The organism is Paenarthrobacter ilicis, from assembly GCF_016907545.1.
GTDB classification, from domain to species: domain Bacteria; phylum Actinomycetota; class Actinomycetes; order Actinomycetales; family Micrococcaceae; genus Arthrobacter; species Arthrobacter ilicis.
In genome coordinates, this window is the sequence record NZ_JAFBCD010000001.1 from 2446114 (window position 1) to 2471537 (window position 25424).

Here is a 25424-nt window from a genome sequence, read left to right on the forward strand (position 1 = left end):
GGGCAGAGCACTGATTGACGTGGAAGTGGAGCACATGGGCATGCGTTTTGAGGACCGCGCGGAAGCCGGTCGACGCCTGGCCGAAGCACTCCCCCAGCTGAGGGAGCGCCCGGACACCCTGGTCCTGGGACTTGCCCGCGGCGGAGTACCGGTGGCAGCCGCTGCAGCAGCCGGCCTGTATGTGCCCCTGGGTACTGTGCTGGTGCGGAAACTGGGCATTCCGGGGCGCGATGAGACCGCTTTCGGAGCGTTGGCGTGGTCCGGAGGCGACGTCTTGCGGATCATCAACAAACCACTGAAGGAACTGCTCCTCAGCCGGGGAATGTCTCCGGCCGCGCTGGAAGCAGTGGAGAAGAACGAGCGCTCTGAACTGCTGCGTCGGGCCGGAACCTACCCGGGTGCCCGCCACGAGGTGCATGGCAAGACGGTGGTGTTGGTGGACGATGGGCTTGCGACCGGCGCTACCATGCGGGCCGCCGTCGAAGCCGTCAGGGCAGCCGGCGCCCGCACCGTCATTGCAGCCGTTCCGGTGGCCTCCTTGGATGCCTCAACCTCACTGAAGCACGTCTGCGATGCGGTTTTTGCGCTGCATACGCCGGGCAAGTTCCACGCGGTGGGAGCCTTCTACAGGCAATTTGACCAGCTGTCCGACCACGACGCCGTCGCACTGCTGGAATCAGCCGGAAACCACCGCTGACTCCCGCGCAGACACCAACGGGTGCGAACCCCATGGTCCGCACCCGTCGATGATGCCTCTGCGACGCTGGTTAGTGGTGGACGCTGTAACCGAGCGGGCGGCCACGGGTTTCCTTGGCCAGAATGACACCTACGGCTGAGATGATGCACAGCCCCATGATGTAGAGGCCAACAGAACCGGACCATTTGGTGGCGTCAAGGAGGGCCTGGGCGATCAAGGGGGCAAATGCGCCGCCGAGGATGGCTCCCAAGGCGTAGCCGATGGAGATTCCGGAGTAGCGGACCTGGGCGGGGAACATCTCTGCGTACATGGCGGACATTGGGCCGTAGGAAAGTCCCAGGCCAATGGTGAGCACGAACAACGCAGTGCCGTACAGGAAAATGTCCCTGGAGTCGATCAAAGCGAACATCGGAATCATCCACGCAAAGACCATGCCGTAGCCAATGAGGAAGGTCTTGACCCGGCCGATCTTGTCGGAGAGCCAGCCGCCCACCATGGTGAAGATCAACCAGCCGAATGATGCGACGGTGGTTGCCAGGAGGACCTGTGGAGCCGGCATCTTCAGGGCCTTGGTGGCGTAGGAGATGAAGAAGGCGATCAGCAGGTAGCCGGCCGCGTTGTTGGCGATGAAGATCAGGGCAGCGAGGACCACTTCTTTTTTGTTCTTGCGGAAAAGCTCACCCAGGGGTGCCTTGCTTTCGGCCTTGCGCAGGGCAAGCTCCTTGAAGACCGGGCTTTCACCCACGGCACGCCGGATCAGGTAGCCCACCACGATCAGGACGACGGACAGCAGGAAGGGAACCCGCCAGCCCCAGGAAGCAAAGTCCTCTTTGGACATGCCGGACTGCAGGAAGTAGAGAAGTCCGGTGGCCAGGATCATGCCGATGGGCACACCGATCTGCGGGTAGGCGCCGAAGAGGCCGCGCTTCTTGATGGGTGCGTGTTCCACAGCCATCAGTGCAGCGCCGCCCCACTCACCACCGGCGGAGAATCCCTGGAGAATGCGCAGCAGGATCAACAGAACCGGAGCCCACAGCCCGATGGACTGGTACGTCGGAAGGACACCGATAAGGGCTGTGGCAGCACCCATCATGACCAGGGTCATGACCAGGACGGCCTTGCGTCCCATGCGGTCACCCAGGTGGCCGGCAACAAAAGCACCCAGCGGCCGGAAAAGGAAGCTGATGCCGATGGTGGCGAAGGACAGAAGTTGCGCTACCCCGGGGTTGGACTTTTCCAGGGGTGAAAGGAACAAGGGAGCCAACAGCGTCGCTGTCAGCTGGGCAAAGATGAAGAAGTCGTACCACTCGATGGTGGTGCCCACCAGTGTCCCGGCCAGGACCCTGCGCTCTTCGCGCTTGGTGCTGGGTCCCGACGGTGAGTCGACAGTGGAAGTTGCGGTCATTGGAACTCCATGGGTGAGAGTGACTGGTCGGCGAGTGAATGCATTAACCGACAGAACGGTCAGTTAGGAAAGGATACTACAGTCTGTGACTCAAAGCACAGGCCGTGACTGTTGGGGCCCGTCCCGGGGGTGCCGCACGCATAGGATGGTTCGCATGGAGTCCCCCAGCGAAAACCCGGGCCACGCTGCCACGGCAACCCAGCCCCCGCCGTCGCAAACGCTCTCCAGGGGAATCCGGGCCCTGGAGATCCTCGCCGCAGCCGACCGGCCCCTCACCATCGCCGAGCTGACCCAGGCACTGGGCGTCCACCGTTCCGTGGCCTACCGGATCCTGCGGACTTTGGAGGACCACTCACTCCTTGTCCGCGACGATGCCGGGAGGGTCCAGCCGGGCCCCGGACTGGCCGTCCTGGCCAGCGGCGTTTCGCGCAGCCTGCAAACAGCGGCGTTGCCCGAATTGACCCAGCTGGCGAACTCACTGCACATGACAGCATTCGTGGCGGTCTGGGATCACCAGGAATGCGTCACGCTGGTGACCGTCGAGCCACGGCATACCGGTTCAGCACTGGCCCAGCACCCCGGCACCCGCCACCCCGTCAGCACAGGCGCGCCCGGCATTGCCATCCAGTCCACCATGACCGAGGAACGGTGGCAGCAGGTGGCTGCCGGCATCCCCTACAGGCCGGAAGCCCGCCGTGCCCACCAGCTCGGCTACGCCACCAGCCACGATGAAGTCATTGCCGGCCTCTCCTCCGTAGCAGCCCCCATCACCGTCCCTGGGGGACGTCCGGCAGCGATCGCCGTCGTCTATATCCGGCTGGAACAGGACGCCGACGCAGTGGGCCAGGCCCTTGCTGCGAGCGCAGCCCGCATCGAAGGCCAATTGCTCTGATGCGGGCCCCGGCGCTGCCTAGCTTTCGGCCCCGTGGCCGATCCTGGAATACAGCTCCGGTTGTGTGCGTCGAAGGCGCAGGCCCCACAGCACTCCCGCGATGCCGGGCAGCATCACCAGCATCGGCAGGACAAACGTGGCCGCGGAGGATTCCGTCTGCCCCAGCAGAACGTTGAAGTTGGCGAGAATCAGCACCAACACCAGGGCCAGCAGCACCAGGCCCAAGCTCGGCGCCACTACCCGTACCCACAGCCCGGCTCCGTGCCCGTTGCGGCGGAAAAACCCGATGACTGCCACCGACACCACCGCCATGAGCAGCACCAGGCCGATTGCCCCGCTGTTGGTCAGCCACGTGAACATGGTCAGCACCGGATAGAGCTCACCGAGCTCCGAGGTGGAGCCGGCCACTGCAAATCCCAAGGTGACCACTACCGCGATGGTTGTTTGTGCCAACGAGCCGGCGAACGGCGCACCACTTTGGGCGCGTACTTTGGCCAGCGCTGATGGCAGGACACGCTCGCGGCCCAGGGAGAAGAAGTAGCGGGCGACGGCATTGTGGAAGCTGACCAAGGCCGCAAAGAGACTGGTGACAAAAAGGATTTGGGCAATATCGCTCAGGAGTACCCCGCCATGGGCTCCGAGGAAGGAAAAGATCATGTCCGGCCCGCTGGTGGCCGCTGTTTCGAAGACGGCGGAAGGACCGGCTCCCACGGTCATGGCCCATGCAGAGATCGCGTAGAACACGGCAATGATTCCCACCGCAGCGAAGGTTGCCCGCGCCACGGTGCGCTGGGGGTCTTTGGATTCTTCGCCGTAGATGGCTGCCGATTCGAAGCCCATGAAAGCCGCGATGCCAAAGGACAGCACCGCTCCCACGCCCGGGACGAAGAGTGCGGCCGGGCTGAAGGCGTCGGCGCTGACGCCCTCCGGTGCCACTGCCAGGCTCAGGACGTCGTAGACAATGACCACCAGGAATTCCAAGGCAACCAGGATGCCAAGGACCTTGGCCGACAGGTCCACCCTGTTCACTCCCAACCAACCCACCACCGCAATGCACACCAGTACCGGGATCCACCACGGGACGCTGATGTTCAACCGGGCGGAGAGCAGCGAAGAGACGGTGAATCCGAAAAGCCCATAAATTCCCACTTGCATGAGGTTGTAGGCCATCAGGGCAATCAGCGAAGCTCCCACCCCCGCCGGGCGCGAGATGCCCTGGGCAATATAGGCGTAGAAAGCTCCGGCATTGGTGACGTAGCGGCTCATTGCCGCATACCCCACGGCAAACAGCGCCAATATTCCGCCCAGCACCAGGAAGGAGAGTGGCACTCCCAGCACGCCCGTCACTCCAAAGGTGGTGGTGACACCGCCGGCCAGAACTGTCAGCGGCGCCGAGGCGGCGATAATCATGAAAGTGACGGCCGGTACGCCTAGGAGTTTCTTGGTTTTTGGCGGCCCGACGGTCCTGCCTTTGACGGTATTGTCAACGCTCATTATGTGCTCCTGCCTCGGTGCCGCGGGAGATCCGGGCGGCACGGTGTGGTTCATTCCGCAATCTTCCATCGCAGGAACCACACGTGACTTGTCTCACACGGCAGGGTGGTTGTCGGAACACGCACGGCCCACGTCGCCCCAGGACCCAGGTGTAGAATCATGGCCACACTCATGAAGGGAGTCCCATGTCCGTTGCGGCCGACACGCCTCCCTCAACAGTTGTTGCTGTGCGGGCTGATTCTTTCGCGGAATGGAGCCGGGCGATCTCCACATCGTTCGTTCCGTTGGTCGCCAAGGGACCGGCCCACGCATCATTCCATGGCACCATGAGGTCCCGCGTGCTGGGGCAGATCTCTGTGGTGGAAGTGGCAGCTGGCCCCCACACGGTCCTCAGGACACCGGAGCTGATTGCGAAGTCAACGGGACGCTTTTTCAAACTCAGCATCCAGCTGGCAGGCTCGGGCCGTTTGGTGCAGGACGATCGTGAGGCCCTGCTTCGCCCCGGCGACCTCTCCATCTACGACACATCCCGGCCTTACCAGCTGACGTTCGACGACGACTTCCGCACTTTGGTGCTGATGTTTCCGCATGTGCTGCTGGACTTGCCAGCCGGGGCCATGGGTCACGTGACAGCGCTGCGGATTCCCGGCGACGAAGGGCTGGGACAACTCATCAGCCCCTTCCTGGTGCGCCTGGCGGACAACCTGGAAGCTCTTTCCGGTGCCAACGGCCTGCGCTTGGTCCACAATGCCCTGGACCTGGTCACGACACTTTTCAATGGGGAACTCGATCACGTCGTCGAGACCGGCCGGGACCCGCATCTGCTTCTCCTGGCGCGCATCCACGATTACATCGAGGCAAACCTCGGCGATCCCGACCTCTCCCCCGGATCCATCGCAGCGGCACACTACATTTCCACGCGGCACCTGCATGATCTGTTCCAGGAGATCGACACCACAGTGGCCTCTTCCATCAGGCAGCGCCGGTTGGAACGGTGCCGGCGGGACCTCAAGGACCCGGTGCTCCTGGACAGGCCTGTCACGGCCATCGCGGCGCGTTGGGGCTTTACCGATGCCGCGCATTTCAGCCGCATTTTCCGGGCTGCCTTCGGCAATTCGCCAACCGGTTACCGCAATACAGCCTGAGCATCAGGGCATGGGTTGCGGCCGGGGTTGGCGCTTCATCACCAGGAAGGTCACCAGGCCCAGCACCAGGAGCCCCGCAGCTGCGGCCATCGATACCAGGAACGCGGCTCCTGGCCCTTGGGTTTCGGCCAGTTGACCGGCCACGTAGGATCCCAGGGCCGTACCCGCCACGATTCCGCTGGCCAGCGCTGTCATGACAGTGGCCATCCGTCCGGCCGGGGCAACCACTCCACCGATGCTGAACACCGTCACCATGACGGGACCAACGGGGATACCCAGAATCAACAGGACCGCCACCATGGGCCAGATTCCGGCAGGCAGCAGCAACAACAGTGACAGGACGGTCATGGCCAGGGCGGCCGCTACCCAGCGGGCGGCGAGGCTGAATCGCTGTGGCCAGAAGGCCACGGACAGGGCCGCCACGGCGGAGCTCAAGCCCATCACGGCATACAGCAGACCTGCGATCTCGGCTGTGGCGTACTGCGCGGAGAAAGCACTCAGCGCGTTTTGGGTTGCTCCGAAGAAGGTCCCCATGCAGACCATTGCCAACACCGGGACAGCTACTACGGCAGCGGCCCACCGGTTTCGCTGCCGGGCGCTTCTTGCTTCCCCGCTGGTGCCCGCTGGATCCTCATGGACAGCCTGCGAACCCTTGGGAGCGGGCGCCACGGCCAACTGGCTGGGATGGACTGCGAAAGCAGGAACCAGGGTGATGGTCATGAGGGCTGCCAGGGCCAACGGCAACCACGGCGCCACAACACTGGCGAGGATGCCAACCAGGGCCGGTCCCAGTACAAAGGTCATTTCATCCGCAGTGCCTTCGTAGGACAAAGCAGTGTCCAGATCGGCCCTGTTGGAGGCCACACTGCTCCCGCCTTTGGCAGAAGATGAGAGATTGCGCGTGGTCAGGGCCATCCATCGCACGCGGGCCATGGGCCCAACCTGCGGGCAACTGGCTCCGGCCAGGAATGCGGTGATGAGGACGCCGATGGAGTCGAGTGCCGAACCATAACCGGTGGTCAGATAGGCAGCAGCAAGCAAAGCCACCACGGCAACGGTATTGATGACCGCGGCTGCCAAAAGAACCCGCCGTTGACCAGCTTTGTCGGCCAAGGAACCCAGTACGGGCGCGCCCATGGCAGAGCCTATGCCGACTGCACCGGCTGCCATCCCGCCGATCGCGTAGGACTGGCTGACCGCGGTGACCAGCGTCAGCGTTCCCACTGTCAGCATGGCCAGGGGAAGCCGGGCGAAGAGTCCCAAGGGGAGGAAGCCCGGACCTGCCAGTTCCGGCAGGCGGGCAAACCGTCCGGGGAGTCGGGAGGGTCGGGGAGATGCAGGAGATACGGCCTTCTGGGCCAATGAAGATTTTTCCATTAATCCGGGTTCGCTAAAGAGTGCGCATCGTCCCTCCTCCCGATGCGCGCAACCCGGTGTAACACGTCAAGTCTAGCTGATGGCTTTCAACCGGGGACAGATTCAGCGATCCGTACGCTGGACCCGTTCCGTCCTTTCACTACCTGGAGTTGCGTGCCGATGCGTTGCTTCATTTCGGCGACGTGGCTTACCAGGCCTACTACACGGCCGCCATCCCGAAGCCCTTCCAAAGCATCCATGACCTGCTCCAGGGCCTGCTCATCCAGGCTTCCGAATCCTTCGTCGACAAACAGGGTTTCGATGTCCACGCCGCCGGCCTCCTGCTGGACCACGTCCGCCAGGCCCAGGGCCAAGGAGAGCGAGGCCATGAACGATTCACCACCGGACAAGGTGGAGGTGTCCCTTTGCTGACCGGTCCACTCATCAACCACTTCCAGGCCGAGTCCCGATTTGGCCCCGCGTGCTGCCTTGGCATCGGTGTGCTGCAGGGTGTAGCGGCCATCGCTCATGGCGGTCAGCCGTTCGGAGGCTGCTTCGGCAACCTGCTCCAGCCTGGCTGCCAGGACATAGGAGTTCAGACTCATGCGGTAGCTGTTGTCACCGCTTCCGCGGGCAGTATCGGCGAGTTCCTGCAGCAAGCGGGCCCGCCGTTGCGGCTCCTCACCGGCGGCAGCGAGGTCCTGGTATTGACGCCGGAGCTGCATCACTGACGTGGTCGACTTGGCAGCCAGGCCTTCGGCCAAGGCTGCGGCTTGGTAGTCCCTGGCGGCAGCCGCAGATTCGTCCTTGGCGGCGGCCAGCTGGTCTTCGGTCAGCGGGAGTTCACCGAGGCCCGCTTCCTTGCCGGCCAGGACAAGGTCCTCGTTGGCGAACAATTCGTCCAGGCGGGCCGCCTCGGCATCGAATTCCGCCACATCCCGCTCCAATACCACTTCATCGGCCGTGGACAGCAGTTCATTGCGGGCCTCTTCGGCGGAAGCGAAGCCGGAATCCGGAAGTGCTTCAGCCAGGGACAGGTTGGCCTCGTCCAAAGCCACTTTGGCACTCTCCTGGGCCCTGCCTGCATCCACCACAGCCTTGAGCAGCGCCCTCTCTGCTCCCAGGGCATCAATTCTTGAGCGCAGGTCCGGGAAGATTCCCCTCAAGCCCTTGAGGTCGTCAGCGAGCCCGTTGTGTTGTTCCTCGAGAACCACCAGTGCAGCACCTGCCCGGGAGGCTTCGGCGGTGGAGGCTGTGTACTGGTCCTGGGCCGCGAGGATACTCCGGGCAAGGGTGTCGCGTTGTTCCAGCAGACCTGCCAATGAGCGTGAAGCTTCCTTCGCTGCGCTGGCTGCAGCGCGCGCTTCGGCCAACCGGGAGTCTGCCTCGGCCGCATCCACGGAGCCGCTCTGGGCCTTGAGCCCCGCCAGGCGTGCTGTGGCAGTGGAAAGGTGGTTGGCAATCAGGGCAACGGCTTCATCGCTGCTGTCAAATTTGCTACGGGCCGCGTCTTCTTCCTGGGCCAGCGCGAGTGCTGACACGGCAGCGGCGGCCGGGCGGGGATGGTAATCGCTTCCGCAGACGGCGCAGGGTTGGCCGTCCTGCAGTGCCGCAGCCAGTTCACCGGCAGCGTTTGCGAGCCGGCTCTCGCGAATGTCCAGCCATTTTTGCCGCAGATCCTGCGACGTCCCACGAGCCTCCACGTGCTGCGCGCCCAAGCGGTCTACCTCTTGGGCGGTTTCAGCACAGCGGGCAACGATGTCCACGAGCTCGCTGGCAGCACGAGCCTCGCGCTCCCGGTCCGCCAACTGTCCAGCGACCGTCTCCAGTGGCTGCACCTGGAGATCTATTGCGGTGGCTTCAGCAGCCAATTCCCCCAGCGTGGCCTCGGCTGATTCCGCGGCTTTTTGGCTGTTCTCCTGCTGCTTGCGTTGGGCCCGTATTCTGGCCGCAATCTGCTCCATGCGCTGTTCATCGGGAAGGCGGGCATGGAGCACAGCCGTTGTTGCCTCGATGGACTCCAGGGCTCCGGCAGGATCGTCGGATACCCCGCCTGCCTCCTCCAACTTCCTTGTGGCAGCAGCGTAAGCGTCCACTGCGGACCGGTATTTACCTGCTGACACGGCCGCGGCGTCAAGGTGACCACCAAGGACGGCAGCACGGCGGTGCCGCGCAAGCCTTTCCTTGTTTTCCTGGGCTTGCGGAGCGGCAAGCTCAAGCAAGACCCGCCGTTGCATGGCCGCGGCCAGCCGTGAGTGCCGCAGCGATTTTTCCTGCTCCGCCTGGTAATGGCCGGCCAAGGCCGAGGAGCGCACCTCTGCCTGTGCCGACTGCTTTTGGCGGCGGTTCCGTTCCTCCGTCAATTCCTGCTCCACGGCTGCCAGCCAGACGCCAGGCTCCAGCCCGCTGGTGGCCGGTTCCGGGGAGTCCCCCGGTCCGGGGCCGCCCAGGCCAAGGTGTGCACGCTCAGCGCCGACCCTCTCCAGCAGCATCTGCAGCTCCGAAGCATTTTCCTTCACAGCGAGTGCTGCCGCCGCAGCCTGACGTGCCAGCTGGCCCTCAACGGCTTCGAACCGCTGGGTGCCAAAGAGCTTCTTCAAAAGCTCCAGACGGTCACCTGCTTTGGATCTCAGGAAGGCCGCAAAATCGCCCTGCGGCAGCATGACGACCCGGGTGAACTGATCCCGGTCCATTCCCAGGATCCCGGCGAGTTCCGCCCCGGCTTCGTCATTCCGGGAAGTCTTCTCCTCCCAGGCGCCGTCCACCCATTCCCGCAGAAGGGTCTTGGCTTTCTGTTCGGTGAATCCGTTGCGGCCCCTCGAGCTCGGCCTGAACCAGGCGGGAGAACGGGAAACTTCAAAGCGCCGTCCCCTGGCGGAGAACTCACACACCACACTTGGCTCTGCCCCGGGAGAGGCATGATCGCTGCGGAGCCGTTTACCGTCCTGCCTGGCACCAGGAACGGATCCGTACAGGGCGAAGCAAATGGCATCCAAAATACTGGTCTTGCCGGCGCCGGTGGCACCGTTCAGGAGAAACAGCCCTTGGGCGCTGAGCTGATCGAAATCAATATGCTGGGCATCGGCGAAGGGACCGAAGGCTTCAATCTCCAGGCGGTGGATTCTCATAGCTCGGCTTCCTCCAAACGGACTGCCTCCAAGGCCTCCAGGAAGGCGGATTTTTCTGCCGGTGTTGCTGTTCTGTCCCGTACATGGTCAAGGAACCCGCAGCACACTTCCAGGTCATCCCGGGCCTCCGCAAGGCGGGTGCTGTAGCTCGTTTTGACCTTGGCCTCGGCTCCCTCGGGGTCAAAAGCCAGGACCAGGGTGTCCGGGAAACGGGTCCTCAATCTCTCCATGGCCTGGGCTGGACGTTGGGGGTCGGTGACCGTGATGTGGCAGTAGGCTTCTTCTGCCCACGCATGATCCGGTGATTCCAGCAGGGCATCCATGGTGCCGCGTAGTATCGCCAACTTCCGGGGCGCGTCCCAGGCAACCTCCTGGACTTCCACGCTTCCATCGCCGGCGATGTCCACCAACCATGCGCCCTTTTGATGTTTTGCTTCGGAGAAGGAATACGCCAAGGGAGAACCGGAATACCGTACATTCGCGGCCAGGACCTGCCGGCCATGGAGGTGACCCAAGGCGGTGTAGGAGAATCCGTCAAAGAGATCCAGTGGCACCGCTCCGAGCCCACCGATACTCAGGTCGCGCTCGCTTTCCGACGTGATGCCACCGCTGGCAAAGGTGTGCGCCAGAACAACGGGAAGAACCGGGCCTTCCAAGCGCCGGTGTTCCACATCCCGCGTGATCCGGGCTACGGCTTCAGCCGTCACGGAAAAGTGAGTGGCGGTCTCCACTCCCAGGCGCCCGGCTACAAGCCTGGGTTCCAGATAGGGCACCCCATACAGCGCCACGTGCCCTCGATCCTGTTCCTTGCCAATGGGGAGCAACACCGGGACGTCGAGATCCTCCACCCGGGTCCGCAGGTGGACTCCCCCGCGCGCAAGGAGGCGGGACGCAAAGCCAAGCCGGATGGCGGAATCATGGTTGCCGCTGGTCAGCACCACAGCGGCACCCGTCCCGGTGATGCGCACCAAAGCGTCATCAAGCAGCTTGACGACGTCCAGGCCCGGCAAGGCGCGATCGTAAACGTCGCCGGCTATGAGGACAACGTCCACGGAGTTGGTGTCCACGAAGTCCACCAGTTGATCCACGAAACTGCGTTGGGCATCAAGCATCCCAACGCCGTGGAACGATCGGCCCAAGTGCCAGTCAGAAGTATGGAGTAACCGCATGTTTCCAAGCTAGCGGGGGTGTCCGACAAAAAAGCGAAGGCGGGCCGCCCGCCGTCGAACCCTGACGCAGCTTAACCTTTCTTGCCGTCAAAGAAGTCGCGGGCGTCGTCGGACTGTGGTGCAGCCACCGGGGGAACGGGCTCTTTGGCAGTCCCGGAAGCTGACGTCGCTTCCTGGCGGACCGCTGCGTGGGTGGGGTCCTCGTCGGCGTCGAAGGCATCATTGACTCCACCACCATTGACGCCATCAGCTGCGATTGGCTCATCAGACCCGGTTGCAACGTGCGACAAACCTTTGAGCCCGCGGAAGGCCAAGCCCGCCAGCGCTGCACCCAACAGAGGGGCAACCCAAAACAGCCACAGACCATCAAGTGCCCACGACGGACTGAAGAACGCTTGGGCGGTGGCGCGCGCGGGGTTGAAGGGAGTATTGCCCAGCACCTGCCCGAACTGCAGAAGCACGGCGAGGGTGAGGCCCACAGCAAAGGGAGCCAAGGCAGGAACAGCGCGCCGGCCGGCTACGGAGCCCAGGAAAACAGCCACCAGCAGGGCGGAGCCGATTACTTCCACCAGCAGCACGCCCGCCAGCTGTGTTTGGGCGGGCGCATGCTCACCGAATCCCGCGGCCACCGAGCCGAAAGCCGAACGGGCATCCGTCAACACGGGCACTGTCAGCACAATGACGTACACCAAGGCTGCGCCAACGATGCTGCCTACCACCTGGGCCACAACATAGCCCAGCGCCGCCACAGCCCGGATGCGCCCGGCAATGAAGTTACCCACAGTGATGGCGGGATTGAAATGACCCCCGGAAACATGGCCGAAAGCCACCATGGCTGCAGCCACGGCCAAACCGGTGGCCAATGCGGCAGGCACCGGAGCTCCGGACGGGCTTGAGAAAATCGAGACGCCGGCCGCAACGAAGACGATGAGCAGGGATCCCAAAGCTTCTGACGACAACCGGGCCAGCAATCCTGGCCGGGTATCTGGGGTGGCCTGCGCTGGAGTAGTCATGGCTGGTGCGTCCTTAGAATCGGGGGCGTCGGGGCTCCTGTGTATTTTGCCAGCACAGTCTGGGCGATTGCTGGACACCAGCACGGAGCCTGTGGCCGGTTCAGCGACCCAGGACGATGGCGGCCATGGCCGTGATTCCAAGGGCCACCACAGCCACAGTACACAGGAGCGGCACCGCGGCGGGGGCTGCACTGGTGCCGGAGCGGAGCTGCCGCAAACGGATCCAGGCTGCGGCAGACAGAACCACTGTGGCTGCAGCGGCCATCAGGGCGCAGATGCCTTGGTAGTCAAGGCCCGGAAGAGCGGGAAAAACCGGCTCCGCCACGGGCTCGGAGGTCAGCCAACTGCGCCACATGAACAGATCCACCACCACCAAGGAGATCAGCGTCCGACGCCATGAAAGGGTGGTTCGTTCAGGCTGAAGGCCCGGATCCCTGGCTTCGCCGCCCACGGGACCTGGGGTCACCGTGCCACCAGAATAAGCACGGCAAAAGCCAACGCAGCCAGTGCCACCACAACCGTCATGAAGAACATCACCCGCGAAAAGGGCAATTCCTGATCGTTGCGCATGGCCGCTTCCATGAGGCCCCACCGCCTGTAGGACAAGGCGGCCAGGCCCGCGCCCACCAGCGCCAAAAGAACGCAGAGAACCAGGCGCACCGGCTGGGGAGCAATATTGGGAGCCAGCTGATCAATAGCCACTGCGCCGGCCAGCAACGCCAACGACGTACGGATCCACGCAAGGAACGTGCGCTCATTGGCCAAGGAGAAGCGGTAGTCAGGCGTCTTTCCTGTCCGTCGCCAAGCAGGTTCGCGCACGTGCTCACTCCAAGTTTCAGTCAGGGCCGGGAAGCTTCCCCACCATACCAGCGGCGGTTGGCCGGCACGGTAAGTTACTGGCATGAGTGTTGACGCTTCCCCCACCGCACCCTCCTTCGCATCCCGCGTCCACGGATCCCTCCTGGGCGGCGCCCTGGGTGACTCCCTGGGCTACGCCGTGGAGTTCGACTCGCTCGCCGCAATCCGCGCACGGTACGGTCCCTCAGGCCTGGTCTCCTTTGAACAGCTGGAGGAACCCAGCCATTTCTCCGATGACACCCAGATGACTCTTTACACGGTTGACGGACTGGTGGAAGCACTTGAGTGGGCCAACGATGGTGTGGCAGCGGACGAAATTGCCTGCCTGTGGCTCGCCTACCTCAGGTGGCTGGCAACCCAGGACGTGGAGGCCGCATCATCCGCGCCGGTCCCCCAGCCCCGCTGGATCGATGGCCAGGAAGTCCTGAAACACCGCCGGGCGCCGGGAAATGCCTGTCTCAGCGGATTGGCCAGCGGTGCCATGGGAACCGTTGCCCGCCCCGTTAATCCGGAATCCAAAGGCTGCGGCACCGTCATGAGGTCAGCGCCCTTTGGACTTATTCCGCACATTTCACGCGAAGCCGTTTACAAGCTCAGTGCCGATGCAGCAGCCCTGACGCATGGCCACCCCTCCGCCCGCCTCAGCGCCGCGGCCTTCAGCCTGCTCATCCACAACATTGTGGCGGGCGGCGATGTCCGGACTGCCGCCGTCGACGCCCTTGCCTTCATCAACGGCGTTCCCACCAAAGCCCGGGAGCTCCCGGCACGCCTTGAAGCGGCCTTGGATTTGTCCCGAAGCGCCTCTGTTGCCGGCCCCGGGGAACTGAACTCGGTACTCGGGGAGGGATGGATCGCCGAGGAAGCGCTCGCCGTCGGACTTTATGCGGTTCTCGCAACGGAAGGCAGCGATCCCGCCGATCACTTCCGGAACGCCGTGGCGGTTGCCATCAACCACGGCGGCGACAGCGACTCCACCGGCTCGATTGCCGGCAACATACTGGGTGCCCTGTACGGCGAAGCGTGCTTGCCCAGCGAGTGGCTGACTGCCCTGGAGGCACCGGACGTCATCCGCGGCATGGCCCAGCGGTTGCTGGCGGTCACCGAAGGCTGACTGCTCAGCTGCGGCGAAGGGTGATGTTGTTGCAGGCCTCGCACACCTCAGCCGGAATAAGGCCGCGCCGCTGCAGGAAACCGAAAATCGCGCATCCCAGGCAGAAGCCAAGAAATGCTTCCAGCGACGCTGCCACGATCAACAGGACCAGAAGGAACCACGCCGCCGGAAGGTTACCCAGGACAAAGAGCACGACGGCGGTACTCGTCAAAGCGGCCCCGATACCTTGCGCGAAGCGCTTGGGCGGCCCCGGCACCAGCTTCGCGTGGCCGATCAGGGGAGCAATCACCTTGACGGAGAGCAGCGCGAGGGGAGAAATGCGCGGGCCGAAAAGTACCCGGAGCCAAAACCCCACGGCCAGGACGGCCAGGCCCCAGCCCCACCCGGTGAGCAGCGTTGCGGTGGCCACTGCCACCACCAGGCCGGCCGTGATCCGGGCAGCGTACTCGTTGACGGGATTGGGAAAGGCGAAAACGCTGCTCCACCTCACGCCCTTGCCGCCGCGCACGTCGGTGGTCTGTTGCACGGGCGCGGATTGAAGGGCTGGCTTGGTCATTCGTTAAAGCTAGAAGGGCAGCCGGTCACGCCGGAAGCATTGTTGCGCAGTATGACTGCCGCCCTGAGGCTGCTGGGCCGATGCCGCGCCCGTTCCGCGCGGGTTACGCCCCGCCCACCATCTGGAGGAACTCGCCCTCGGAGACAACTTCGATTTGCTGGCCCTTCGCATGCAGCTCCATGACGCGCTTGGCCTTTCCGGTCAGCCGGCCGGCGCGCAGATCCCCTGCAACAAAGCCGTCTCCCACAATCAGGACAGTGGTGCGCGAAGTAACCCTGCTTTCCGGCCTGGCCCCCATGTCAGCTGCCCGGGACTTCGCTTCCGGCCGGGTGATGGCGAGGTCGCCGGTGAACACGACGGTTTGCCCAAACAAGGGATGGCCGGGTTCGGCGGCGGGGTTGGGCAGGGGGTTGGGTCCTTCTTCCGGCCACGCGGACCAGCCGGCCGGCTGGGAGGGAGGCCTCACCATGCTTTCCCCCGGACTGCTGCCCGCCCGGGACGCCAGGGCTGAGACAGTTGCCTTGGACAGGCCAAGGGCCGGATCGAAGGCGGCCTGGGTGGGAAGCGTCAGGCCCAGGGACAGGTAAAGCTCGGCAATGCTGTTGGCGCCGTTCCGCCGGGCGATGTCCACCAGAATCCCTGCGCAGGCCCGTGCGTCCTCGGCGGCATCGTGGTGATTGACCAGCGGCACCCCGGCTTCCTCTGCGGCATACGGCAGGGAATTGGATACCAGCGAATAACAGCGGCGGGACAGCATCACGGTGCATACGTAGTCGTAGGCAGGCCCGGAAAGACCGGATACCTCAAGCCCTGAGCGGATGACGCCCAGATCGAAGGCCGCGTTATGGGCCGCCAGGATGTCATTTCCTATGAAGGCGCCAATTTCCGGGAAAAGGTCTCCGAAGCGGGGATGGCCCGCCACGTCTTCTGCACGTATCCCGTGGATGCGTGTGTTGTGGAATTCAAAGTGGTCGTGGTGTTCTGGAGGCCGCATCAGCCACGAGGCTTCTTCCACCACTACTCCCCCGCGGACTTTGCTCAGCCCCACCGAACAGGGCGAGCCCCTGAAGCCGTTGGCGGTTTCAAAGTCGATCGCAGTAAAGTCCAAAGCCACTGCTCAAGGTTACCGCTGGAAAAGGCCGCCCCAGCCGACTTACCCGGCGGGGCGGCCTTGCAGCCGGAACTTCACAAGAACTTTACGGCCGGGATGTGGCCAACACCACGTGCTGGTGCCGCCGGTTCAGGGCGTGGCCTTGCGCAGCGTCGCGAAAGACCCCGCGGCAAGGACCGCAGACACCAGGGCGGTCCAGCCGCTGATGGTCAAGGGCGTCTGTTGGGCAAACCAGTTTCCGATGGCCCCCCACCACTCCAAGAGAGTTGCCAGTGCGCCCAGGCCAATCAATGCCACGCCTGTGCCCAGGGTGGAAACCAGCATGCCGCTGGTGCCCCAACGTTTGTAGATGGTGGCGAACCAGAACCCCACAATGAACATGAACATCATCACCACGAAGAGGAATGCCGCCGCGGAATACCACGGCCCGTCGGTGGCCCAGGGAATGGTGAAGAAGTATCCCGAAACACCCCAGCCGTTGGTTGCCCTCTCTATTACGCCGCCCACCAGGTAGAGGCCCGTCATGCCCAAGGCGATCACGGAGAACAGTCCCAGTGTTCCCAGGTAAAAAGCCCTGCGGCTGATGCTCAACCCTTGGGAGAAGGGGAAGACCAGCGTGAGGCTCTGGATACCCAGGACCATGAAATACCACATAGGCGCCTGGCTGCCACCGCCGTACTTTCCTTCATTGACGGGAATGAGGGCAAAGATGGCCAACGACATCAGGAATGCCGCCCCCAGGATGGTCAATGGCCATCCAATATAGGTCCACTTGTTGATCAGCTGCATCCGGGCAACTGCCATAACCCTGCTCATCGCCGTACCTCCACTGCAGCATCGGCATCAAGAGTGTTTCCCATAAGAAGAGGGCTGCCCGCGGCCATGGTTTTCCGCACCACCAGCTGCTGGAGCGAAACCGGCGAAAGGTCCAACCCCAGTTCCAGCGCCTCTGCGCGCTCGCGGCCGTCCAGGGCCCCATCCAGTGTCACAGAGGCAAGCGAACCCAGGACTTCACGATGCAGGATTGTCCGCCCTGCGAGGAAGGAATCCACGGTGTCAGCGGAGCCGGAGACTGTCACGGCAGAACCACGGAGAGCATCAGCGTCGGCATCCATGATGATCCGGCCCTTGTCGATGACCACCACGTGTTCCAGAAGGTTGGCCACCTCATCTATCAGGTGGGAGGAAAGAATGATGGTTCGCGGATGCTCTGCGAAGTCCTTCACCAGGTGGTCGTAGAACAATTGCCGCGCAACGGCGTCCAGCCCCAGGTATGGTTCGTCGAAGAACGTCAGCTCGGCACGTGATGCCAAGCCGATGATGACCCCTACGGCTGACAGTTGCCCCCGCGAGAGCTTCTTGATGCGGCGTTTGGTGGGAAGTTGAAACTCCTCCGCCAGTTGCTCGGCGAACTGCTGATCCCAGTCCTTGTAGAACAACGCCGCCGACCGGAAAGCATGCCTGGGCTGGAAGTCGTCCGGGTACTTCTGCGATTCGCGGATGAAGCAGATCCTGGAGAGGACGGCCTCGTTTTCGTAGGCCGGGGACCCGAATACCAGGGCCTCGCCGGCGGTGGCAAAGGCCTGCGCGGTCAGGATGGACATGAGGGTGGTTTTGCCTGCACCGTTGCGGCCCAGCAGTCCGTAGATCCGGTTGGCCGACAACCTCAGGTTCACCTGGTCCAGGGCGTTGTGGTCCTTGTAATGCTTGCTGAGGTTGCGGGCCTCCACGATGGTGTCAGTCACAGGGCCGCGCTCCTTTCCTTATCCGTCCCGGGCTTCGGTTCAAGCACGGCACTGCGGGTGATCATGGTGGTGAGTTGCTCGGCGGAGATACCCAGCTTGCGGGCCTCCACGGCGAGGGGTTTTACGTATTGTTCGAAGAATTCCTCGGTTCGGCGCGCAATCACCTGGGCGCGCGCACCTGTGGCCACAAACATCCCGATCCCCCTGCGTTTGTAGAGAATTCCGGCGTCCACCAAGAGGTTGACGCCCTTGGCCGCCGTGGCCGGATTGATGCGGTGGAACGCGGCAAATTCATTGGTGGACGGGACCTGGGATTCCTCCGCCATGCTGCCGTCCACGATCCCGTTCTCGATCAGCTCGGCTATTTGCTGGAATATCGGCTTGCCGTCGTCGATCATGAGCACCACCGCCTCATTGGTTCATTACTCATGTAACTAACCATACAACCTCAGCCGCCAGCGTCAAGAGCGTCGGAATTCCCGACGACGGGCTTCAAGTACCCTTAACAGGTGATCTTTTCTGCGATGAACGACCTTGCCGTATCCGCTTTCGGGGGCGCAGGACCGGTACAGCCGTCCATGGCTTCGTTTCTGCCTGACTGGTTGAACCCCCAGATCTTCCTTGCCGATCCTGCTTTGGCCCCGTGGGTGGTGCTGTTGGTGTGCGGCATCGTCTTCGCGGAGACGGGCCTGCTGGTGGGATTCTTCCTGCCCGGCGACTCCATGCTCTTCACCGCCGGCCTTCTGGTGGCCACCGACACCATCAAGTTCAATATCTGGGCCTTGACCGGACTCATCATCGTGGCCGCGATCCTCGGCAACCAGACCGGATACCTGATCGGTTCCAAAGCCGGGCCCGCCATTTTCAACCGGCCCGACTCAAAACTCTTCAAGAAGGAAAACGTAGAGAGCGCCCACGCATTCTTCGAAAAGCACGGTGGCAAGGCGTTGATCCTGGCCCGTTTTGTGCCGATCATCCGTACGTTCGTGCCCGTGATTGTTGGCGTTGCGCAGATGGATAAGCGCAAGTTCTTCATCTTCAACGTCATCGGCGCAGTCCTGTGGGGCGGCGGCGTGACCCTCCTGGGATTCATCCTTGGTGATCGCATCCCGTGGGTCAGCAACAACCTGGACATCATCTTCATCATCATCGTGCTGGTTTCCGTGATCCCGGTCTTCATCGAGGTTGCCCGCGGGTTCATGGCCAAGCGCAAAGCTGCCGCCCAAGGCACCGATCCTGTGGAGGAATTCATCGAAGAACACGACGCCGGAAAGCACGGCGAGCACTGACCCCACCAAGCGCTGACCCCGGCAAACACCGGCCAAACCCCGCCGCGATGGTCAGCAGGCAATAAGAAAGGCACCCCGCAGGCGGGGTGCCTTTCTTATGTGCGAGGCGACTAGTTGGCGTCCGGGGCCTCCAGCCCTGCAACGATCGCAGGCAGCAGCGCACGGAATGCCTGCCCGCGATGGCTGATCGCGTTCTTTTCCTCGGAGCTCAGCTCGGCGCAACTGCGGTCCATGCCCGCCGGCTGCAGGATGGGATCGTAGCCAAATCCTCCGGCTCCCCTGGGCTCCCGCAACAGCGTCCCTTCCAGTTGCCCGTACTCCACCGTTTCCTGGCGGATTCCGTCCTTGCCGGGGACTGCCAACGCAGCAGCACAGACAAAGGCTGCACCCCGGAACGAATCCGGGACATCGGCGATCTGGGCGAGCAAAAGGTCAAGATTGGCGGAGTCGTCACCATGCCGGCCGGACCACCGGGCGGAAAAGATTCCCGGAGCACCGCCCAGTACATCCACGGCCAGGCCCGAATCGTCCGCAATGGCCACCAGTCCGGTAGCCTCCGCAACGGCCCGCGCCTTCAGCAGCGAGTTCTCAGCAAAGGTGACGCCTGTTTCTGCGACATCAGGCGCGCCGACCGCAGCAGCATCCACTACCTGGGTGTCAACGTCCAGTCCCGGAACCTGACCGCGGAGCAGTTCGCGGAGTTCCTTCAACTTGCCTTTGTTGTGCGTTGCCAGCACGAGGCGCGGGGCGCCGGTTGCCTGGCCGGCACTCACGGAGCCTCCGCCAGGGTTTCCCGCTGGATGGCTGAGAGCTGCGTGGTACCCAGCAACGCCAGGTCCAGGAGGGCATTGAGTTCATCCCGGTCGAAGGGAGCACCCTCGGCTGTCCCCTGGACTTCCACGAACTTCCCGGATCCGGTGACCACCACGTTCATGTCCGTCTCAGCGCGGACGTCCTCCACGTAGGGAAGATCCAGCATGGGCACTCCGTCAATGATGCCCACAGACACCGCAGCGATGGTGTCCACCAAGGGCTCTGCGTTTCGCGAAATCAACTTGTGCTCGCGGGCAAAGCGGATTGCCTCGGCGAGCGCAACATAAGCCCCCGTGATCGCGGCAGTCCGGGTTCCGCCGTCGGCCTGCAAAACATCGCAGTCCAGGACGATCGTGTTCTCACCCAGGGCCTTGGTGTCAATGATGGAACGCAGGGAGCGTCCAATCAGCCGTGAAATTTCGTGGGTGCGCCCACCGATCTTGCCCTTGACGGACTCGCGGTCGGAGCGCGTGTTGGTGGCGCGCGGAAGCATGGCGTACTCGGCTGTCACCCAGCCCCGGCCTTCGCCCTTGAGCCAGCGCGGAACGCCTTCCGTCAGCGAAGCGGTGCACAGGACCCGCGTGTTCCCGAACTCAATCAGGGCAGAGCCCTCAGCTTGCTTGGACCAGCCGCGGGTGATGCTGATGGGGCGCAGTTGGTCTGGGGTCCTGCCGTCGGCACGGACCACGGGTGTTGCAGTAGCTTCAGAAGTCATGCACCCAGCTTATCGAGGTTGGGGCGTGGCCTAAATCGAGTAGTGCACTCCTGCCACCGCAACCGCGACGTCACCAGCGAAAACAGGCTTGGCTTCAGACAGCACTTTGGTCTGGGAGGTCCACACGGGGATATGGGTCAGCAGCAACCGTTTGGCACCGGCGTTCGCTGCAGCTTCCCCGGCACGCTTTCCGGTGAGGTGGACGTCCTTGATGTCATCGTCCCGGCCCTCTTCAAAGGCTGCTTCGCAGAGGAAGAGATCGGAGCCCCGGGCGGCTTCTTCCAAGCCCGCGCAGGAGTCCGTGTCGCCGGAATAGGTCAGGACCTTGGTGACCGGCACCCCGTCTTTGCCCGGCTCAGTGGCAGTGACCCGTAAGGCATAGGCCTCTTCCACCGGGTGGTTGACGGCATAGGGGGTCACAGTGAACGGCCCCACCGTGACGGGTTTTTGCTCGGCCCAGTTGGTGAAGTCGAATTCCTCATGCATCCCGGGATCCAGGTCCAGGCCATAGGCAGTGGCCATCCGGTCCGCCGTGGCGGCCGGTCCCCACACGGGAAGCCTGTCACGGCCCCAGCCGCCCGGCTTCCACCGGACTGCCACGTGAAGACCGCAAAGGTCCATGCAGTGGTCAGGATGCAGGTGGGTCAGGAAGATGGCGTCGATGTCCTCCAGGTCGGTGTACCGCTGGATGGTACCCAAGGCTCCGCTGCCCAGGTCCATGACGATCTTCCATTCACGGTGGCCGTCGTGGGCGGTGACCAGGTAGCAGGATGCGGGGGAACCCGGGCCGGGGAAGGACCCGGTGCAACCCACGATTGTCAGCTTCACAATGCCCGTCCCATCGTGGCCCCGGAGCCGGACCGGAGATCCCCATCAGGTTGGACAAAATAGGAGCGCCGCGACAAGCCCGAGCCGGAACGCGCGGCTTCCAGCATTTCCGGGGTGATGCGCGCAAGGCTGCCCGTGGGGTACTGGGCAGCCACATGATCAACATGCTTCACGGAGAGGACTTCCGGCCCCAGGAAGCGACGGGCCAGGGTCTCGAACTGGACAGCGTCCCCGGTGGCGATGAACTCATGGGTGGGGGCTGAGGGGTCCGTCCGTTGGATGCCGTGGTTTGCCAGGGCCCGGTAGACGTCCTTAGCGGTCTCCTCCGCACTGGACACCAGTGTGACGTCCTCGCCCATGACGAAAGAGATGACGCCGGTCAGCAGCGGGTAGTGGGTACAACCGAGCACTACGGTATCCACCCCGGCGGTCTTCAATGGCTCCAGGTATTCGTTGGCCGCGGCCAGGAGGTCGGGCCCGGTGGTGACGCCGGCTTCCACGAATTCGACGAAGGCCGGGCAGGCCACAGAGGTGATGGTCAGGTCCGGAGCTGCGGCAAACGTATCCTCGTAGGCCCGGGAGCCCACGGTAGCGGAGGTTCCTATGACGCCGATCCGTCCGGAACGCGTGGCAGAAACGGCCCTGCGGACTGCTGGTTGGATGACCTCAATGACCGGGATTCCATAGCGGGCGGTGTAACGCTCCCGCGCGTCACGGAGGACTGCTGCCGAAGCGGAGTTGCACGCGATGGTGAGCAGCTTGACCCCTGAGTCAACGAGCTCGTCCATGACGCCCAGGGCATTGGCCCGGACTTCGGCAATGGGAAGCGGTCCATAAGGTCCGTTGGCGGTGTCTCCCACGTACAGAATGGATTCGTTGGGCAGCTGGTCAATGATCGAGCGGGCCACCGTCAGCCCACCCACCCCGGAGTCGAAAATGCCCAGTGGCCGCGACCCCGCAGGGTCCCCGGAAGCGGAAGGAGCAACGCTGCCCAAGGCACTGCCGGATGAACTGCCCGTTGTTGAAGTCATAATCATTCGAGAATAAGGCTTCCCTTGATGTCCGGCCATTACCTGTGGTGCCCGCCTCATGTCGGATGTGTCACAAGGCCGGTGACCGGCGCGTCGCCGGCGTTCAGGGTTTTGCCTGCCGGGCGGCCATCATGGCTTGGACCAGGGACTCCTGCAGCCACGTGGTGAAGTTGTACACCAGCGCGAGGTAGCTCTCCACGTCCTCTGCCCTGCTCCAGTCCTGCATGCTGTGGACGTGCTCGGCGTCGGCCTCATCGCGGATGTCCAGACGCTCCGACAAAACAAGCCTGATGTCGTTCAGCGCGGTGGACCAACGGGTGGCTTCTTCCAGCGACAGCACCAGGTCATTGCTGTCCAATCCCAGGGCAGTGGCCTTCAGCGCTCCGATTTTGCGTTCCCGGACGGAGCGCTCGGTGAGCTGGCGGAACTCCAGCGAGCCGTCGTCGTCGTCCTTCATCACATTCGGCAGCAGTCTCAGCAGGGCGCGGTCGGTGGGCTGCTGGACGTCCATGTCCAAGCCGATCAACGCCGCCAGCGGATCCTCGTTCTCCCGGACGCCTGGCTCCAGCATGGACACCACGTCATCCACCAACCCGCGCAGCAGATCCCGCTCGGCAGGCTCCAAGTATCCGGTGATGCCTTTCAATCCATACTTGAATGCCTTAGCCACGCTGGCGGCCGCCCTTCCCGGGTGTCTCGTGTCCGTTGGCTGCTTTTTCCACGGTGGCCCAGAGGCCAAAACCGTGCATGGCAACAGCATGCTGTTCCACTTGTTCCTTGCTGCCGTGGGCAACTATGGAACGGCCTTTCTTGTGAACTTCCATCATGAGTTTGTGCGCTTTGGACTCGGAGTAGCCAAAGTAGCTCTGGAACACGTAGCTGACGTAGCTCATGAGGTTGATGGGATCGTTCCAGATCACAAGGTTCCATGGAATGTCAGGGGCAGTCAGGACATCGGTGGATGACTGCACCGCGGTGTCCGTCCGCTCATCAATGTCTGTGCCAAACGCAACGCTAGAGCTCATCTGTCCATTCTAGGGCGGCGAGCACTAGAGTGAATTTCGTGAGTAGAGCCACGTCGTGGGACCACCCCGCCACTTCCTTGTACACAGACCACTACGAGCTGACCATGCTTCAAGCCGCCCTGCACTCCGGGGCCGCCCACAGGCGCTCGGTTTTCGAGGCGTTTGCCAGGCGGCTGCCGGACGGCCGGCGCTACGGCGTTGTGGGTGGCACCGGGCGCCTCCTGGAGGGGATAGCCAACTTCAGGTTCGGAGACTCCGAGCTTGCCTTCCTTGAAGAGAACAACGTGGTCAACAGGGAAACGCTCGATTTCCTTGCCAACTACAAGTTCAGCGGCGACATTTGGGGGTACGCCGAGGGCGACGCCTACTTCCCCAACTCCCCCATCCTGATTGTCGAGTCCACCTTCGCTGAAGCGTGCATCCTGGAAACCTTCATCCTGTCCGTCCTCAACCATGACAGCGCCATCGCGTCCGCGGCGTCCCGCATGACGTCGGCCGCCGGCACCCGCCCGTGCATCGAGATGGGCTCCCGCCGCACCCAGGAGGAATCCGCGACGGCGGCAGCCAGGGCCGCTGTGATTGCCGGCTTTGCCAGCACCTCCAACCTGGAAGCCGGAAGGCGCTACGGAATCAGGACCGTGGGTACCGCAGCACACTCGTTCACTCTGCTGCACGACACTGAACGCGAAGCCTTCGAAGCCCAGATCGCGACATTCGGCCCCGGAACCTCGCTGCTTGTTGACACCTATGACGTGGAGAAAGCGGTCCGGACAGCCGTGGAACTGGCAGGCGACAAGCTGGGCGCCGTGCGCCTGGACTCCGGCGACCTCATTGCCCAGGCGCAGTGGGTGCGCCAGTTGCTCGATGACCTCGGCAACGTCGACACCCGCATTGTGGTCACCTCCGACCTCGACGAATTCGCGATCGCAGCCCTGCAGTCGGCGCCGGTGGATTCCTACGGCGTGGGTACGTCGTTGGTGACCGGTTCCGGAGCACCAACAGCCAGCATGGTGTACAAGCTGGTCAGCCGCACCAATGATGACGGCGAGTTCGTTTCAGTGGCCAAGGCCGCGAAGAACAAGGTCAGCGTGGGAGGCCGGAAGTTTGCCCTGCGCAAACTCAACGAACGTGGGACGGCAACCCACGAACTGGTAGGCATCGGCCACCGCCCCCAGGACGACGGCAATGACCGGCAGTTGCTTCAGCAGTTTGTCAAGAACGGTGAGGTGCTCCCCGGATGGACGGGGCCCGAAGGTGTCCAACGGGCCAAGGAACGCCACACCGCCACCATGGCCGAGCTGCCCGCCGTCGTGAAACGTCTTCAGCGCGGCGAGCCCGCAATCCCCACCATCTACGAGGAGGACTGATGTCCAGGGCACTGATCATCGTTGATGTCCAGAACGACTTCTGCGAAGGCGGCACGCTGGCGGTAGCCGGAGGTGCCGCCGTCGCGGGTGCCATCTCCGATTACGTCGACGCACACCAGCAGAATTTCGACCACATCGTTGCCACCCAGGATTGGCACATCGAGCCCGGCGACCATTTCTCCGAGAACCCGGACATGGTGGATTCCTGGCCGCCCCATTGCCGCGCCCGTACCCGGGGCGCTGAGCTCCACGATGACCTGGAGCCGGAATTCATCGAAGCGTATTTCCGGAAGGGACAATTCACGGCCGCCTACTCCGGGTTTGAAGGCATCCTGGCCCCGGAAGACGACGTCCCCACGGGCGAACTCAAGGCCGGGGCTGCCGTCACCGACGTGTTCGATGCTGACGCCATAGGACTCGATGACTGGCTGCAGAGCCATGACGTGGAGGAAGTGGTGGTAGTGGGCATCGCCACGGATTACTGCGTTAAAGCCACTGCGCTGGATGCCGTCCAGGCCGGGTACACGACAACTGTGATCGCCGGGCTCACTGCCGGGATCGCCGACGACCTGACCGATGTCTTCGAGGAGCTTGATGAGGCGGGCGTCGAAGTCGACGAGGGCTGAATAGGCAACACTGCCTGCACGCCAAAGGGCGCCGCACACTGCGGCGCCCT

Annotated in this window: 26 protein-coding genes; 7 read left to right on the forward strand and 19 right to left on the reverse strand. The window is 63.4% G+C overall.

The window, feature by feature from the left end; all coding sequences use genetic code 11:
• Window positions 1-34: 34 nt before the first annotated feature.
• The gene (locus JOE60_RS11165; RefSeq protein WP_204815006.1) at window positions 35-697 is read left to right on the forward strand and encodes a phosphoribosyltransferase; all 663 of its coding nucleotides are present in this window, start codon (window positions 35-37) and stop codon (window positions 695-697) included.
• A 70-nt stretch (window positions 698-767) separates the two neighbouring features.
• Here the strand turns inward: JOE60_RS11165 and JOE60_RS11170 are convergent, their stop codons facing one another.
• Window positions 768-2102, reverse strand: coding sequence for an MFS transporter (locus JOE60_RS11170; protein ID WP_167262906.1), 1335 nt, complete (start codon window positions 2100-2102; stop codon window positions 768-770).
• A gap of 145 nt (window positions 2103-2247) precedes the next feature.
• On the opposite strand from JOE60_RS11170, the gene JOE60_RS11175 reads away from it, so the two are divergent.
• Window positions 2248-2994, forward strand: a complete 747-nt coding sequence (locus JOE60_RS11175; RefSeq protein ID WP_390905066.1) for an IclR family transcriptional regulator — start codon at window positions 2248-2250, stop codon at window positions 2992-2994.
• Window positions 2995-3012: 18 nt separating this feature from the next.
• Here JOE60_RS11175 and JOE60_RS11180 read toward each other — a convergent pair whose 3' ends face one another.
• Window positions 3013-4488 carry an APC family permease gene (locus tag JOE60_RS11180; protein WP_167262910.1) on the reverse strand — a complete coding sequence of 492 codons (1476 nt, stop codon included), beginning with the start codon at window positions 4486-4488 and terminating at the stop codon, window positions 3013-3015.
• Window positions 4489-4673: 185 nt separating this feature from the next.
• On the opposite strand from JOE60_RS11180, the gene JOE60_RS11185 reads away from it, so the two are divergent.
• On the forward strand, window positions 4674-5633 hold the full coding sequence (locus tag JOE60_RS11185; RefSeq protein ID WP_167262912.1) for an AraC-like ligand-binding domain-containing protein: 960 nt from the start codon (window positions 4674-4676) through the stop codon (window positions 5631-5633).
• A 3-nt stretch (window positions 5634-5636) separates the two neighbouring features.
• Here JOE60_RS11185 and JOE60_RS11190 read toward each other — a convergent pair whose 3' ends face one another.
• From JOE60_RS11190 to JOE60_RS11215, 6 genes are all read right to left on the reverse strand, one after another.
• Entirely contained in the window at window positions 5637-7010 is a 1374-nt protein-coding gene (locus tag JOE60_RS11190; RefSeq protein WP_167262914.1) for an MFS transporter, read from the reverse strand.
• Window positions 7011-7096: 86 nt separating this feature from the next.
• Window positions 7097-10117 (reverse strand): AAA family ATPase, encoded by a 3021-nt coding sequence (locus tag JOE60_RS11195; protein ID WP_167262916.1) that lies wholly within the window; start codon window positions 10115-10117, stop codon window positions 7097-7099.
• Complete coding sequence (locus tag JOE60_RS11200; protein WP_167262919.1) at window positions 10114-11286, reverse strand: exonuclease SbcCD subunit D; 1173 nt, start codon at window positions 11284-11286, stop codon at window positions 10114-10116. Before JOE60_RS11200 ends, JOE60_RS11195 begins: the two co-directional genes overlap by 4 nt.
• Window positions 11287-11357: 71 nt before the next feature.
• Window positions 11358-12299: an MIP/aquaporin family protein gene (locus JOE60_RS11205; protein ID WP_167262921.1), complete on the reverse strand. Its 942-nt coding sequence runs from the start codon at window positions 12297-12299 to the stop codon at window positions 11358-11360.
• Between the two features lie 100 nt (window positions 12300-12399).
• Window positions 12400-12765 (reverse strand): DUF202 domain-containing protein, encoded by a 366-nt coding sequence (locus JOE60_RS11210; protein ID WP_314323541.1) that lies wholly within the window; start codon window positions 12763-12765, stop codon window positions 12400-12402.
• On the reverse strand, window positions 12762-13118 hold the full coding sequence (locus JOE60_RS11215; RefSeq protein WP_167262923.1) for a YidH family protein: 357 nt from the start codon (window positions 13116-13118) through the stop codon (window positions 12762-12764). Before JOE60_RS11215 ends, JOE60_RS11210 begins: the two co-directional genes overlap by 4 nt.
• Before the next feature lie 82 nt (window positions 13119-13200).
• Here JOE60_RS11215 and JOE60_RS11220 point away from each other — a divergent pair, with 82 nt between their 5' ends.
• A complete protein-coding gene (locus JOE60_RS11220) occupies window positions 13201-14268 on the forward strand; it encodes an ADP-ribosylglycohydrolase family protein (RefSeq protein WP_167262925.1) in 1068 nt (355 codons plus the stop codon).
• Window positions 14269-14272: 4 nt separating this feature from the next.
• On the opposite strand, the gene JOE60_RS11225 is transcribed toward JOE60_RS11220, so the two are convergent.
• The 5 genes from JOE60_RS11225 to JOE60_RS11245 form a co-directional block, all read right to left on the reverse strand.
• The gene (locus JOE60_RS11225; RefSeq protein WP_167262927.1) at window positions 14273-14824 is read right to left on the reverse strand and encodes a DUF4395 domain-containing protein; all 552 of its coding nucleotides are present in this window, start codon (window positions 14822-14824) and stop codon (window positions 14273-14275) included.
• A gap of 103 nt (window positions 14825-14927) precedes the next feature.
• Window positions 14928-15938: a 3'-5' exonuclease gene (locus JOE60_RS11230; RefSeq protein WP_167262929.1), complete on the reverse strand. Its 1011-nt coding sequence runs from the start codon at window positions 15936-15938 to the stop codon at window positions 14928-14930.
• Window positions 15939-16064: 126 nt separating this feature from the next.
• A complete protein-coding gene (locus JOE60_RS11235; protein WP_204814916.1) occupies window positions 16065-16751 on the reverse strand; it encodes a hypothetical protein in 687 nt (228 codons plus the stop codon).
• The gene (locus tag JOE60_RS11240; protein WP_167262931.1) at window positions 16748-17680 is read right to left on the reverse strand and encodes an ABC transporter ATP-binding protein; all 933 of its coding nucleotides are present in this window, start codon (window positions 17678-17680) and stop codon (window positions 16748-16750) included. Before JOE60_RS11240 ends, JOE60_RS11235 begins: the two co-directional genes overlap by 4 nt.
• On the reverse strand, window positions 17677-18078 hold the full coding sequence (locus JOE60_RS11245) for a GntR family transcriptional regulator (protein ID WP_204815007.1): 402 nt from the start codon (window positions 18076-18078) through the stop codon (window positions 17677-17679). The genes JOE60_RS11240 and JOE60_RS11245 overlap by 4 nt, the downstream gene beginning before the upstream one ends.
• 126 nt (window positions 18079-18204) lie before the next feature.
• Here JOE60_RS11245 and JOE60_RS11250 point away from each other — a divergent pair, with 126 nt between their 5' ends.
• Window positions 18205-18969, forward strand: a complete 765-nt coding sequence (locus JOE60_RS11250; protein WP_167264144.1) for a DedA family protein — start codon at window positions 18205-18207, stop codon at window positions 18967-18969.
• A 110-nt stretch (window positions 18970-19079) separates the two neighbouring features.
• Here the strand turns inward: JOE60_RS11250 and rdgB are convergent, their stop codons facing one another.
• From rdgB to clpS, 6 genes are all read right to left on the reverse strand, one after another.
• Window positions 19080-19742: an RdgB/HAM1 family non-canonical purine NTP pyrophosphatase gene (gene rdgB, locus JOE60_RS11255; protein WP_167262935.1), complete on the reverse strand. Its 663-nt coding sequence runs from the start codon at window positions 19740-19742 to the stop codon at window positions 19080-19082.
• Entirely contained in the window at window positions 19739-20497 is a 759-nt protein-coding gene (gene rph / locus JOE60_RS11260; protein WP_167262937.1) for a ribonuclease PH, read from the reverse strand. Before rph ends, rdgB begins: the two co-directional genes overlap by 4 nt.
• A gap of 30 nt (window positions 20498-20527) precedes the next feature.
• Window positions 20528-21325, reverse strand: a complete 798-nt coding sequence (locus tag JOE60_RS11265) for an MBL fold metallo-hydrolase (protein WP_167262939.1) — start codon at window positions 21323-21325, stop codon at window positions 20528-20530.
• Window positions 21322-22395 (reverse strand): glutamate racemase, encoded by a 1074-nt coding sequence (gene murI, locus JOE60_RS11270; RefSeq protein WP_167264146.1) that lies wholly within the window; start codon window positions 22393-22395, stop codon window positions 21322-21324. Before murI ends, JOE60_RS11265 begins: the two co-directional genes overlap by 4 nt.
• A gap of 64 nt (window positions 22396-22459) precedes the next feature.
• Window positions 22460-23026 carry a DUF2017 domain-containing protein gene (locus JOE60_RS11275; protein ID WP_167262941.1) on the reverse strand — a complete coding sequence of 189 codons (567 nt, stop codon included), beginning with the start codon at window positions 23024-23026 and terminating at the stop codon, window positions 22460-22462.
• A complete protein-coding gene (gene clpS, locus JOE60_RS11280; RefSeq protein WP_167262943.1) occupies window positions 23019-23381 on the reverse strand; it encodes an ATP-dependent Clp protease adapter ClpS in 363 nt (120 codons plus the stop codon). The genes JOE60_RS11275 and clpS overlap by 8 nt, the downstream gene beginning before the upstream one ends.
• Window positions 23382-23410: 29 nt before the next feature.
• Here clpS and JOE60_RS11285 point away from each other — a divergent pair, with 29 nt between their 5' ends.
• The gene (locus tag JOE60_RS11285) at window positions 23411-24748 is read left to right on the forward strand and encodes a nicotinate phosphoribosyltransferase (protein ID WP_390905065.1); all 1338 of its coding nucleotides are present in this window, start codon (window positions 23411-23413) and stop codon (window positions 24746-24748) included.
• Window positions 24748-25374 carry an isochorismatase family protein gene (locus JOE60_RS11290; RefSeq protein ID WP_167262947.1) on the forward strand — a complete coding sequence of 209 codons (627 nt, stop codon included), beginning with the start codon at window positions 24748-24750 and terminating at the stop codon, window positions 25372-25374. The genes JOE60_RS11285 and JOE60_RS11290 overlap by 1 nt, the downstream gene beginning before the upstream one ends.
• Window positions 25375-25424: the final 50 nt, after the last annotated feature.